General features: G+C 47.7%; 14 protein-coding genes. 11 read left to right on the plus strand and 3 right to left on the minus strand.

From position 1 onward, the window contains the following. Nucleotides 1-3 precede the first annotated feature (3 nt). From HGO97_RS02545 to HGO97_RS02560, 4 genes are read left to right on the plus strand one after another with little or no spacing between them, the layout of a single operon-like run. Nucleotides 4-3720: a YodL domain-containing protein gene (locus HGO97_RS02545; RefSeq protein ID WP_216239120.1), complete on the plus strand. Its 3717-nt coding sequence runs from the start codon at nt 4-6 to the stop codon at nt 3718-3720. 3 nt (nt 3721-3723) lie between these two features. Continuing rightward, complete coding sequence (locus HGO97_RS02550; RefSeq protein ID WP_069986853.1) at nt 3724-4668, plus strand: hypothetical protein; 945 nt, start codon at nt 3724-3726, stop codon at nt 4666-4668. Then, nucleotides 4665-4877, plus strand: a complete 213-nt coding sequence (locus HGO97_RS02555) for a transposon-transfer assisting family protein (protein ID WP_083256317.1) — start codon at nt 4665-4667, stop codon at nt 4875-4877. The genes HGO97_RS02550 and HGO97_RS02555 overlap by 4 nt, the downstream gene beginning before the upstream one ends. Next, nucleotides 4874-5239 (plus strand): cysteine-rich VLP domain-containing protein, encoded by a 366-nt coding sequence (locus HGO97_RS02560; protein ID WP_076939100.1) that lies wholly within the window; start codon nt 4874-4876, stop codon nt 5237-5239. The genes HGO97_RS02555 and HGO97_RS02560 overlap by 4 nt, the downstream gene beginning before the upstream one ends. A 180-nt stretch (nt 5240-5419) precedes the next feature. On the opposite strand, the gene HGO97_RS02565 is transcribed toward HGO97_RS02560, so the two are convergent. From HGO97_RS02565 to HGO97_RS02575, 3 genes are all read right to left on the minus strand, one after another. After that, nucleotides 5420-6769 (minus strand): relaxase/mobilization nuclease domain-containing protein, encoded by a 1350-nt coding sequence (locus tag HGO97_RS02565; protein ID WP_069986855.1) that lies wholly within the window; start codon nt 6767-6769, stop codon nt 5420-5422. Beyond that, complete coding sequence (locus HGO97_RS02570; RefSeq protein WP_069986856.1) at nt 6730-7059, minus strand: plasmid mobilization protein; 330 nt, start codon at nt 7057-7059, stop codon at nt 6730-6732. The genes HGO97_RS02565 and HGO97_RS02570 overlap by 40 nt, the downstream gene beginning before the upstream one ends. Before the next feature lie 239 nt (nt 7060-7298). Then, the gene (locus HGO97_RS02575; RefSeq protein WP_069987137.1) at nt 7299-7655 is read right to left on the minus strand and encodes a helix-turn-helix transcriptional regulator; all 357 of its coding nucleotides are present in this window, start codon (nt 7653-7655) and stop codon (nt 7299-7301) included. 174 nt (nt 7656-7829) lie between these two features. Here HGO97_RS02575 and HGO97_RS02580 point away from each other — a divergent pair, with 174 nt between their 5' ends. From HGO97_RS02580 to HGO97_RS02610, 7 genes are all read left to right on the plus strand, one after another. After that, nucleotides 7830-8141: an ArsR/SmtB family transcription factor gene (locus HGO97_RS02580; RefSeq protein WP_033120020.1), complete on the plus strand. Its 312-nt coding sequence runs from the start codon at nt 7830-7832 to the stop codon at nt 8139-8141. A gap of 84 nt (nt 8142-8225) precedes the next feature. Further along, on the plus strand, nt 8226-9239 hold the full coding sequence (locus HGO97_RS02585; protein ID WP_216239122.1) for a permease: 1014 nt from the start codon (nt 8226-8228) through the stop codon (nt 9237-9239). A gap of 123 nt (nt 9240-9362) precedes the next feature. Then, entirely contained in the window at nt 9363-9737 is a 375-nt protein-coding gene (locus HGO97_RS02590; RefSeq protein ID WP_069986858.1) for a thioredoxin family protein, read from the plus strand. A 582-nt stretch (nt 9738-10319) separates the two neighbouring features. After that, nucleotides 10320-10760, plus strand: a complete 441-nt coding sequence (locus tag HGO97_RS02595) for an RNA polymerase sigma factor (protein WP_173899602.1) — start codon at nt 10320-10322, stop codon at nt 10758-10760. Further along, nucleotides 10741-10992: a helix-turn-helix domain-containing protein gene (locus HGO97_RS02600; protein ID WP_173899603.1), complete on the plus strand. Its 252-nt coding sequence runs from the start codon at nt 10741-10743 to the stop codon at nt 10990-10992. The genes HGO97_RS02595 and HGO97_RS02600 overlap by 20 nt, the downstream gene beginning before the upstream one ends. A gap of 428 nt (nt 10993-11420) precedes the next feature. Further along, on the plus strand, nt 11421-11681 hold the full coding sequence (locus HGO97_RS02605; RefSeq protein WP_329735910.1) for an excisionase: 261 nt from the start codon (nt 11421-11423) through the stop codon (nt 11679-11681). 107 nt (nt 11682-11788) lie between these two features. Beyond that, nucleotides 11789-13009 (plus strand): tyrosine-type recombinase/integrase, encoded by a 1221-nt coding sequence (locus HGO97_RS02610; RefSeq protein WP_216239125.1) that lies wholly within the window; start codon nt 11789-11791, stop codon nt 13007-13009. Nucleotides 13010-13062: the final 53 nt, after the last annotated feature.

Consider the following 13062-nt stretch of genomic DNA (forward strand, 5'->3'; position numbering starts at 1 on the left):
CACATGGCAAGTTTGCGCGACAGCGTAAAGGACTATCAAGAGGAACTTAGGGACGGTATTGCATGGGTAGCATTTTGGAAACAAGGACGTTCATGGAATGCCGAGCTGTTTCATCTTGAAGTGGACGGTACTTTAGAACCGTTTGACAGGAGCCGGTTAGAGGAAATCAAAGCGGCTGACCCCGCCGCCGTTATTCTAAACGGCTACTACTGCGGGCATTTAGGCGAGAATATGAGCCTTGACGAGCTGACCGCCGGAGTGCGCTATCACTATGAAAACAGCATGAACGACCTTGACGGTTTTATCGGGGCGCATGACGACAGGCTTCCTCCGGAGGTTATCGAGGAAGCAAGAGCCGCCGCCCATGCAGCGGGGCTTCCCTTTTCCGAAAAGCCCTACCGGGACGGGGAAGATTTTGACCCTTATATATTTGACGGAAGCATGAGCATTGAGGACTACGAACTTATGCACCGCATGATTGAAAAAGAAAGGAGCGAGCAAATGGACGAATGGAAAACAGGTTATTCCTCATACGACCATGACAGACTGGAAGCCGCCGACAAGATGAAGATTGAGCGCGGTATCTATTTTGACACGAAAGGCGCGGATATTTCCCCGCTGACCGCCTTACCTCTTGCCGAGCTTGTGAAGCTGCGGGAGGAAAGCGCGGCTGCGGAGCAGACCGTTTTTGAAAATCTGAAAGTACAGGCTTCCGCATGGGAGGAACAGGCAGGAAAGACCCTGCTATTTGACAAGGCGATTGAGTATGCGAGAATACCCGAAGTGAAGCATACGGCGAACAAGTGGCAGGACGAGGACAACGACCGCCACACCATCAGCAACCGGGTATATAAAATGAGCTACCATGTTTACGAAAATACCCGTTACGACAAGGCAGCACAGAAGTCTATCCCGTATTCCTATACGCTGTCTTGGAACGTCTACACCAACAGCCCCCACGGATACGGACAGGCGAAAATCGCCGGACAGGACAGAAAGGTATTTGCTGACCGGGCGGCTATGGAAAAATATCTGAATGGGCGTATCAAGGCGTATGAAAAACTTTTTACGGAAATCTCCCCGGTTATCCCGCCGGAATACGCGGAACAGTTTAGGGTAAACGGGCAGCTCTTACCGGGCTACACCGTAGAGGGAGAGGAAATCAAGCAGCCCGCCGCCGACATTCCCGCCGCTGCACCGAGAACCGAACCGGGACAGGAAACGGAACAGTTTGCAATCCTGATTGACAGCCGCACCCGTTTTGAAACGGGAGAACCGGGTGGCTACTGGCTTTCCATGCCCGCTACAAAAGAGCAGCTTCACGAAGCAATGAAAAACGTCGGCATTACCGCAGACAACCCGCAGGAATTTTTCATTCACGGCTACTCTGACCGGGAGGACAGGCACATTGCCCTGCCTTATGACATGGTATGCGCGGCACAGGTGGACGAGCTGAATTTTCTTGCGGCACGACTGGAAACCCTTGACGCTTCCGGGATTGCCGCGCTGAACGCCGCCACACAGCGAAAGAACGGTTTTGAGAATATCGGGCAGATAATCGACCTAACCTATAACCCGGACTTTTTCGTGCATATTCCCGAAGTACATAATCCCCGCGAATTAGGCGATTATTACCTTAACAAATCCGGCATGGTGCAAATGCCCGCTGAATGGAAAAACAGCATTGACCTTATCGCCTTTGGACGAAACGCCGCCGCACAGGAAAAAGGCAGCTTTACGGAATACGGCTACCTTGTGGAAAGCGGCGACGCATGGGAGAAACACTTTGAGGGGCGCGATGTGCCGGAGGACTACCGCATTATGAGCTACCCGCAGCCGACCGTCGAACTGGACGCAGCCCCGGCATTACAGGCGGCTGTTCCCGAAGCAACGCCGCAGGAGCCACGCCCGGTTATCCCCATTGTCTTAACGTCCGAGAAACCCGCCGAAAAGCTCAAAGAAATAACTGACCGCTTGGAGCAGGGTATTACGGAGCTGTTCGACAGCGAGCGTTACAAGGAATATCTGCGCGTTATGTCAAAATTTCATAATTACAGCTTTAACAATACGCTGCTGATCGCCATGCAGAAGCCCGACGCTTCTCTTATCGCCGGATTTTCCGCATGGAAAAATAACTTTGGGCGAAATGTGATGAAAGGACAAAAGAGTATCAAAATCCTTGCACCGTCGCCCTTTAAGATTAAAAAAGAAATGGAGAAAATCGACCCGCAGACACAGAAAGTCATTATCGGTAAGGACGGAAAGCCCGTAACCGAAGAAAAGGAAATCACAATCCCCGCCTTTAAGGTGGTATCTGTCTTTGATGTATCGCAGACCGAGGGCAAGGAAATCCCCGACATTGCCGTAAATATGCTGACTGGAGATGTGGAGCATTACAAGGACGTTTTCGCTGCCCTTGAAAAGACTTCCCCTGTTCCCGTTGCTTTTGAGAAAATCGAGGGCGGCGCACACGGATACTACCATTTGGAGGACAAACGTATTGCCCTTGATGAGGGCATGAGCGAGCTGCAAACATTAAAAACCCTTATCCATGAAATCGCCCATGCGAAGCTCCATGACATTGACCTTAACGCCCCTTTGGAGGACTTGGAGAACAGACCCGACCGCCGCACCCGCGAGGTACAGGCAGAAAGTATCGCCTATACCGTGTGCCAGCATTACGGGCTTGATACTTCTGACTATTCCTTTGGGTACGTTGCAGGGTGGAGTGCCGGACGAGAGCTTGCCGAACTGAAAAGCTCTCTTGAAACAATCCGCAGCACCGCCGCCGAGATTATCAATTCCATTGACGGACATATCGCAGAGCTGCAAAAGGCACAGGAACAGGCGCAGGACGCGCCGAGGGAGAAAGCCGCCATGCCGGAGTACATTTATAAGATTGAAGCCAACCCCCGCACAACGGGCGACAACGACCGCTTTTTCCTGCAAGCCTATCTCCCGCAGGAAAACGGCAGGGCAAAAATCGGGGACGTGCTGTATATCGGCAGCCTTGCAAAATGCCGGGAACTCATGGGCGGGCTGAACGCCGGAGAGCTGACGCAGGGAGAAGTAAAGGAGCTATATGCAAAGGCGCAGGAAGCCGAAGCCGACAAAGACACCTTTTCCATTTATCAGCTAAAGCAAGGGGACGAAACGCGGGACTTCCGCTTTGAGCCTTACGACCGCCTGCAGGCGGCGGGAAATGTGGTTGATAAGGCAAACTATGAGCTTGTCTATTCCGCAGAGCTTACGCCGGGTACTTCCCTTGAAGATATTTACACCCGTTTCAATATCGACCACCCGAAAGATTTTAAGGGACACAGCCTTTCTGTTTCCGACGTGGTAGTGCTTCATCAGAACGGACAGGACGCGGCGCATTATGTTGATAGTTTCGGCTACAAGGAAGTGCCGGAGTTTTTGCAGGAGCAGACACAACAGCCGGAAAAGATAAACCCGCTAAAGCACGTTGAGGACACAATCGAGCAGAATGACAACAGCTTTGACGGTATCATCAACAACACCCCTACTGTTGACGAACTGGAAGCAAAGGTAAAAGCCGGGGAACAAATTTCCCTTGTTGACCTTGCGGAAGCGATTAAGGCAGACAAAGAACGCGGCAAAGAGAAGCCCTCTATCCGGGCGCAGCTCAAAGCGGATAAGGAACGGGCGGGAAAGAAGAAACCCACGAAGCAAAAATCGCAGGACTTGGAAAGGAGCTGACCTATGAATAAGTTTGAAGATGTGGACGTTATCACTTCCCTTGAAGCGATTATGAAACAGAATACCGCTTTTTATCAGAATGATTTTGACCTTGATAGAAACATTTTACAGAAAGCGGCGGCAAGCCCCACAGCCGAGGACAGGCGGCTTTTATGGTTTTCCCGCCCGTCCGGGACGAGCTGCTTCCGGGAGCGCGACGTTTTTCTAAAAGGCACAAGACAGCATAACACATGGCGGTTTTACGGGGAACAGACGCGCGATAAAGTCCTTGCCTATGCGGTGGAGCTGACCGGGATTGTAAACGGAAAAATCAAAGGCAATCTCTATGAGCTTGACTATCCGCAGCATTTCCGGCACGTTAAGGAACAGGCATTACCCGCAGATAATTACACGCTGCTCTATGAGCATGGAGAACGGGTGCAGCCCGCCGGACAGTATCTTGACGGCAATCCCGACCCGCAGCTTGGGAAGTTTGAACGCTTTGAAGCGCAGCCTAATGACCCGGAAGCATTGCATTTTCTCATGCGGGAGGAAAAGCGCAGCTATGACCGCTTAAAGCCGGGGGATTTCAAGGCGCATATTACCGCATTGCATGACAGCCGGATTGAAGCCGAAGCACAGCGCATTGTAGCGGAAATGAAGCGGCAGGACAGCCCTAACAGCCCCAACAAAACACATTTCATGGTGGAGCTTTCGCCTTACTTTATGCAGTTAGCCTCTACAAAGGACACCGACCGTCTGTTTGCTATGCTGCCATACAAAACACTTTCTTTTTCTAAGATTGAGGGCAGACATGGCACTTTTGCATTTTTAGACAAAAGCGAGGACAGAAGCCGGAATATCCGAAAAGCGCGCCCCTCTGTCCGGGCGCAGCTTACCGCAGACAAGAAAACAGCCGCCCCGAAAAAGGCAGCGGCAAAAAGAAAAAATCACGATTTGGAGGTATGAGCATGAATAGATTTACTGTTGAGGAAACAAACCTTTTGAGCATTTACCATGAGGGAAGCAAGGCGCAGCTTATAGAGGACATGACCGCTGCGCTGCCTTACATGGACGCGGGATTACGGGAGCTTGCAAAGCGCACCCTTTCCAAAGTAGGCGCGCTGACCGAAGCCGAGTACAGGGAGCTTGCCGTTTATCCTGCTGATGAAGTATGACCGGGATTAAGCGGCTGTCGCCGCGACAAAGCCGCAAGGTAAACACCCTTGTGAAAAAGGAGTGCTGCAACTGCGAGAATGGCAACTGTATTTTACTAGACGACGGGGACACTTGCGTATGCCCGCAGCTCATTTCCTATTCGCTGCTCTGTAAGTGGTTTCGGATTGCCGTACTTCCTCTTGATAAGCTGCTCTTTGCGGAGCTTTACCATACCGACGATATGCGAAAGTGTATCGTGTGCGGTGCGTCCTTTGCGTCGAAGTCAAACAGCGTCAAATACTGCCCGGATTGCCGCAAGCGCATTACCCGCAGACAGGCAGCCGAGCGCATGAGAAAAAAGCGTACTCTTGTTACGCAGTAGGGGCGAAAAAAGCCTTTGCTTGCAGGGTTTTTCGGACACAAAAACAAAGAGGTAAAGGATTGATACCTTTACCCCTAAAATCGCGGTTCTACTGCGTAACATTTCAAAAGCTGCACCTATGAGAAAACGGGCGCGGTGGCCAACATATCGGCTGCCGCGTCCGTTCTTTTTTATGCTTATTTATCCGCGCTCGGTTTCTTTTGCCCGTTCCGGCTGACGTTCCACTTTCAAAATACTGTCGATGTTCTGCTTGATAACGTCGTATTCCTTGACTTGCTTTTTCAGTTTTCCATAGTCGGCATACAGGGCTTCTTTTTGTTTTTGAAGTGCTGCGTACTCTACTTGCAGGGCGGTAATGCTTGGGAGCTTGGAGATACCCGCTGCCTTGATTGTCTTTGCCGCTGCTTCATGGAGAATTATATCGCTCTCATGGGCTGCCCGGTATTTATCCTTATCCTTTGCCTTGCGGTATGCAGCATAGGCAGGCTTTGTCTTTTGATAGGTAGTGATATGCTTGATAAGCAGCGTCATATCGGTAAGTCGCTTTTCAACCTCTTTTAAGCTGTCCGCTGCCTGTTCGCTTGCTGCGGTAACTTCCGCGATTTTCGCTGTCAGCTCTGCGTACTGCTCAATCTTGTGTTCCGTCAAGAAATTCATGGTTTTAGCTGCCTGTTTCAGATTATGGATTTTTGCCCATTGCTCATAGCCCCGGCTTTCCTGCGCCTTGATACTGTTCTGAATATCAATGAGCAGACTAACGCCGCCGCGATCTGCGCGGGGAGCTTTCGCAGCGTGGGCGCGTTTGCCGCTTATCCGTTCACTGATAGCTTCCTCTGTATAATCTGCGCCGAGGGTTTTCAATCGGGTAAACCGTTCCTGTCCGGGAGCGCGGCAGGAGATATATTTTCCCGGCTTTATCTCATAGCCCGCCGCCTGTAATTTTGAAAGCAATTCCTCAAAATCTGATACTTGGGGAATAAGCGCGTCCACGGCAATTTTTAGCTTGCCTTTATAGCTTGTACCCGTTTTCTCCGCTTGATACTCTGCATAGCTTTTTCCCTTGCTACCTCTGCTCGGAGTGATAACAGACAAGCCGTGTTCCCGGCACAGCTTATCGCTCATGTTCCGTATGCCGTAATAGCTGCGCTTGTTGGAATTGTACTTGTGGTGGTCTACGAAATTGACCGCGCAGAAAATCACATGATTATGGATATGTCCTTTGTCAATGTGAGTAGTCAAAACATATTCGTGCTGCCCTTTGGTTACTGCGTCTGCAAGCTGCCGTCCGATTTCATGGGCGGTCTGATAATCGACCTCTCCCGGCTCAAAGGATTGTATCAGATGGTGGGCTAAATTGTTTCCTTTATCCAACGCCTGCGACAGGGTAAAACCAAACTCAATGTCTGCCGTTTCATAGGCGCAGCCAAACGAGGACACAAGTATTTTTTCATCAGTCTTTGCGGGATTTTGGATATAGTCAAGGGCTTTGTTCAGCGTTCCTTTAATAGGCTTAATCTTTGTAACCGCCATATTTCCGCAAGCACCCCCTTTATTTCTTCTATGTCCTCTTGGTAGACGCTGCCTGTACTGTTCACACGCTTTGCAATCTGATTGACGTTGACACCGATTTTCTGTATCTCCGCTGTCATAGCTTTTATGTCGGTGTGGTCTACTTGCAGGATATACCCGTCAATGGCAATCTTCCGCAGATACGCCGCCATGTTCCGGGTGGGTATCAGCTTCATTTTTTCTTCTATTAAATCCCGTTCTGCTTCCGTTACTCTGAACTTGATTTGTACTGTTCTTTTTCGTCCGTCCATGCTTTGACGCTCCTTTCCATTCCGAGGGTTTGGGACACTTCCCAACAAGCAATTTTGCCGACGCTGCCGCAGAGCAGGGCAGGCAAAATACGGAAGTGGGTACCCGCTTCCTATGCTTGCTATTCATCTTTTCGCTTTCTTCCACGATAAAGACGGGATTTTGCCAAAGACACCCGCAGGAAAAGAAAAACGCCATAGAAACACAGCGTTTCCATAGCGTTCTTAGTGCATATTCAGTTTTAGTCATTGTCTTTTTCGACTTCCGTTATTTCCTTTGCCGTAGCCGCAACGATACGCAAACCGTTATCGCTCATGCTGTCAAGCAGAGTATCAAGCTGCCGCCGCTGCGTGGACTTCTCGGCGTTATCATTCGGAAAGAAAAACTGGTCTACCGAAATATGATAACGAGTAACAAGGTCATAGAAAACTTGCAGGCTCGGCTGTTGTCCCTTGTTCTCGATATTCGCAAGATAGCGCGGGGATATATAGAGCGCGTCGCTTACCGTTTTGCGGCTCTCTCCGTATTCTTTTCTCGCGGCTTTTATGGCTGCCCCGAACGCCTTAAAGTCATATAGTGGTACTGGTCGTTTAGCCATTTTCATTCACCCTCTTACATTTTACTGTTCCCCTTTCTTTTTGAATATGTCTACACAGTTCATAGTGTTAGCTTAAATAATGCCGATTATACAAAAGCGGTTGTAAACTTTCCAAAAACGCATTGACAAACTTCGATATGATGGGTATAATACAAGAGCAAGGAGGTGAATTGCTTGACAGAGAATGAGAAACGCGCAAGGATTTTCAAGTCCTTTTGCGATGCGAATAGATTAACGATTTTAGGGCTACTCAAAGGCGGGGAAAAATGCGCTTGCGAATTGCTTGACGAGTTGCATATAGGGCAGCCGACGCTATCACATCACATGAAAATACTTTGCGACGCAGGAATTGTCCGGGGACGTAAAGAGGGCAAATGGACGCATTATTCCTTTGACCCGCAAGGAGTACAAAAAGCAAAAGAGTTGTTGGACGAAATAACGGAGTTCTCTCCCGGTTGTTCGGATAATTGTTCCTGTAAACAATAAGCCGCTTGTAGGCAGCAAGCGGCTTATACAAAAACTAATATATCGACAAATTGCAATGTGTCGATTTTAAGGAGGTCTATGTTTATGCAAACTGTAAAGTCAATTTGGGATTTCTTACAAACCGAACTTTTGGGTATGAGTTGGCTCAATCGTTTGATAGGTGATTTATTGAATGCTTGCGGATTAGATACCGCCGGGAAAGTCGGCGGCAGCGTTCAGTTTTTCATCTACGACACAATCAAAATCATGGTGCTGCTCGGCGTGCTGATTTTGATTATATCCTACATACAAAGCTACTTCCCGCCGGAAAGAACAAAAAAGATACTTGGTAGATTTCATGGTGTGGGTGCAAACTGTATCGCCGCGCTGCTCGGAACAGTAACGCCGTTTTGTTCCTGTTCTTCCATTCCGCTATTTATCGGATTTACAAGCGCGGGATTGCCGCTTGGGGTTACGTTCTCATTTCTGATTTCTTCCCCTATGGTAGACCTCGGCTCTCTTGTGCTTCTTATGAGCATTTTCGGTTGGAAAGTCGCTGTCCTTTATGTAGTGCTTGGATTAGTGATTGCCGTTGTGGGCGGCACGTTGATTGAGAAATTACATCTTGAAAACTACGTTGAGGGTTTTATCCGCAATGCAAATACCCTTGATGTTCCGCAGGAAGAACTACACTTCAAAGACCGTATCAAATACGCATGGGAGCAGGTTTTAGCAACAGCAAAAAAGGTTGCCCCCTATGTACTGATTGGCGTAGGTATCGGTGCATTTATCCATGATTGGATACCCGAAGATTTTATTGTCAAAGTGCTTGGTACGGGTAATCCCTTTGGCGTAATCCTTGCGACGATTGCGGGCGTTCCCATGTATGCGGATATTTTCGGCACAATTCCGATTGCAGAAGCCCTACTTGCAAAGGGCGCACAGCTTGGCGTTGTCCTGTCCTTTATGATGGGCGTTACCACGCTTTCGCTCCCGTCCGTAATCATGTTGCGAAAGGCAGTTAAGCCGAAGTTGCTCGGTATCTTCATTGCAATATGTACCGTTGGCATTATCATTGTGGGATATTTCTTTAATGCAATACAATATCTAATTGTGTGAGGGAGGTATAAGAACATGGCAAAGAATTGGTATCCTGTAATTGACATTTTGACTTGTAGGCTTTGTGCAAAGGATATGTTTTGGCTTGCATTTTAACAAAAATAATATTTGGAGGTAAAGAAAATGGCATTATTTGGTTTTGGTAAGAAGAAAGACGAAGAAAAAAACATTCCCGCTTGCGCTTGTCAAAGTGATTGTGCGACTTTTGAAGCGACAGAAGAGGACGCAAACAAGGTAAAAATTGAGGATGGGGCAATGAGCGTCAAAGTTCTTGGCGTGGGTTGCGCTTCCTGCCATGAACAATACGAACAGGCAAAGGCGGCGGTTAAAAGCATGGGACTTGATGTAGAAGTGGAGTATATAACTGATTTGCAAAAGGTCGTGGGGTACGGTGCAATGAGTATGCCCGCCCTCGTCGTTAATGAAAAAGTAGTTGCAATGGGTAAGGTACTTAAAGCTGCTGATGTTGAAAAGCTGCTGCACAAATTGGGGTTCTAAAGGGGGTGGCTCTCATGAGCAAAGAGAAAAGTGCAATAAACGTATTTCAAAAGTATCTAACGGTTGCCTTATTGCCTGTTTCTCGATAATGACGGTGATAAAAGTGTTAAGAACTATTATCAAAAATTGAAAATGCGTTTTGAAAACGAAAGCGAAACTGCCGAACATTAAGGGCAGCAGTACGGCGGTTTTGAAATAACAAACAAGACCGCCGTTTCCTTTTTTGAAAAATTGAGTTACGGAGGGGGTATTAAAGTCGCCCTTTTTTAGGATACGGCGGTATCTATGGAGGTAGCGTCGTGTCCATTTTTATTTACACTAACCCACCGAATAATCTACGGTCAAAAAAAGCTATCACCCGCCGTCGGGGTATTCCGGCTACGAATATGAACTGTCAAATCACCTAAATACTGCATACATTTCCTTTGCGCCCGTCCGCGTCTTGCGGACGGGCGCATTTTGTGTTTTTCAAAACTTTTTTGAAAAACTTTTCTATTCCGTTTGGCAAATCTGCGGTGCGTCCGTGGAAGGCAGCCGAAAGGGGATAAATAACCCGCCCCCGGGACGAAAGGGGGTGAGAACATGGATTACCCTAATCGGTTGGAATGGCAGACAAGATGTGAGTTTAATGCGTACTGCAAACGCACGCTACGCAACGAACTGATTGACGCCTGCCGGGAAAGCAGAAGTCGGCAAAAGCACGAAGTCAACTTTTCAGACCTTGCCCCGCATGAGGAAAAGCAGCTTTATACCGTTGACAGATATTTTGTCAATGAGGACGAGGACGCTTTTTGTGCAGGCGGTTTGAAGATTACGGCGAAGCTGCTTGCCGAAGCAATGCGCTCCCTGCCGGAAGAAAAGCGGCAAGCCGTTTTACTGTACTACTTTTTCAGCATGACCGACACTGAAATCGCGGAGCTTATGAAAGTACCCCGCAGCACAGTACAGTATAGACGGTCAAGCTCTTTTGACCTGCTAAAACGATATTTGGAGGAACGCGCTGATGAATGGAACGAATTGTAATGACAATGAGCGCGGCTTGTTACCCTACCCGGTCATTCTAGCCGCGACAAAGGGCGACCCCGACGCCATGAAAATTGTGGTGCAGCATTACCAAAGCTACATAGCCCATCTGTCTATGAGAAAGCTCCGCGACGAAAGCGGCAACACCTATTACGGCATAGACGAGGACTTGCGGGAACGGCTGCAAGCAAAGCTCATGCGGGCTGTCCTATCCTTTAAGACAGAGAAATAAACGCAAAGTGTTCCTCCCCTTTCCTCTTTGCATATTTCTGTCTTTTGTACCTTGAAAAAGAAAGCGGCGCAAGATAACGGCGACGCAGCATAGGGCAAATCAGATACGTTCCTTTTGCGCCGAGCCATGCGGCGGGTGCGCCATGACCCTATTATAGCGGGATTTTCCCGCTTGATAGACGAGCGACCAACACCGACGCCGGAAAACAGGTATAGCAGCCTGTCGGCGACGACGCGCAAAATACATAATGATACTCCCTTATAGCCACAGTCCGAGCGTTAAAAGCGTCGCAGGCAATGGATAGGGCTGCGCGAGAACCGCGCAGGGGTGCAATTCCCGTGAGGTTGAGAAGCTAATCGACCGTCTGACGATAGCCCACTTTACTGATGTTTTTAATTGTTTCAACCATTGAAAGGGGAAATGTTCTTATGAATGAAGAAAAAATGAACGCCCCTTGTGCGATAGGCACTAAAGGAGCAGTTACAACTGGCAGCGAACAAAGAGTACCGATACATCTTAAACTGACATTGACCATAAAAGAAGCTGCCGAATATAGCAATATTGGAATTAACAAGATTGACACCATGCTAAAGCAACCTAATTGTCCATTTGTACTATATGTGGGGACAAGAAAATTAGTCAAACGTCGTGAATTTGAAGAATATATCCGGCGTGAGCTGACAATATGAATATCTAATCGACAATTCTTGTTATTGAGATTGAAAAAACAGAGTCTTTATGCTATAATATATGCTTGCATTGGACTCTCTTTTGAGATACGAAAGGAGTCCGATATATGGGAAAAAATCTTAAAGGTAAAGAGTGCGGCAAAGGCATTTACCAAAGAAAGGACGGTTTATTCTCCGCAAGATACTACGCAAAAGACGGCAAACGCAAAGAGAAATATTTTGAAACATTGCCGGAAGCGAAAAACTGGCTTGCTGACGCAAGATATGAGGAACGGCATAACCTTATCGTCACTTCTCCCGATATGACGGTAGACAAGTGGTTTACTTACTGGATTGAGAATATCGTTTGTGACCTTGCTCCGAATACCATAAGAAATTATAAAGAGCGTTACAAATGGAATATCCAACCCGTAATAGGTGCCATGTGCATAGCTGATGTAAAACCCATGCACTGTAAAGCTGTTCTGAACCGAATGGAAACTACCTACGCAGGCTCGACCATTCGACAGGCTTATATCACAATGGGAACCATGCTGAAATCAGCAGTTATGAATGATATTATCGCAAAGCACCCGATGAATGGTGTCCGCTACACAAAACCCGTTCGTGCGGTAGATGATATTAAATACTTAACCGTTGAGGAACAGGAGAAGTTCTTGGAAGCAGCGGAACGCTCTCATAATTACAGGCAGTACGCCTTGTTACTGGAAACAGGATTGAGAACGGCTGAATTGATTGGTCTGACTTGGGACGCTATTGATTGGAAAAAGCGGACATTGACAGTAAACAAAAGTTTAGAGTATCGACACAGCCAGGGATATTGGCGTGCGGGACCACCTAAGACGCAGAAAAGTTATCGTACCATTCCTCTCACAGATAAGGCATATTCCATTCTCAAAAGCTGCTATGATGAAAAAGACCAACGAAAACAGTCTGAAACATTGTCACAGGTTTTAGAGTATATCGACAGCAGGACAGGCGAAAATAAATGCCTTGTTATGCGAGATTTGGTTTTTATCAACTGGAGAACAGGAGAACCCGCAAAAAACAGTTCCTATGACACACACTTATACAAATTGTGTGATGAAGCAGGTATTAAACGCTTTTGTATGCACGCCTTGCGACATACTTATGCTACACGCGCCATTGAGCGCGGCGTACAGCCTAAAGTGCTGCAACAGCTTTTAGGACACGCAAGTATTAAAACAACAATGGACAGATATGTTCATGTTACGGACGAATCACTGGTAAACGCCATACGCCAATTTCAACAGGCTACGCCGCCAGTTTCAAAAAAAGGGCGTAAAAAGGGCGTACAAGAAATTTAAGGAAAGGCGAAAAGCCTTATAAATCAAGGCTTTTCGGATAGGTATAAACAATT

The sequence above is a fragment of the Faecalicatena faecalis genome, assembly GCF_012524165.2.
Taxonomy (GTDB): domain Bacteria; phylum Bacillota; class Clostridia; order Lachnospirales; family Lachnospiraceae; genus Faecalicatena_A; species Faecalicatena_A faecalis.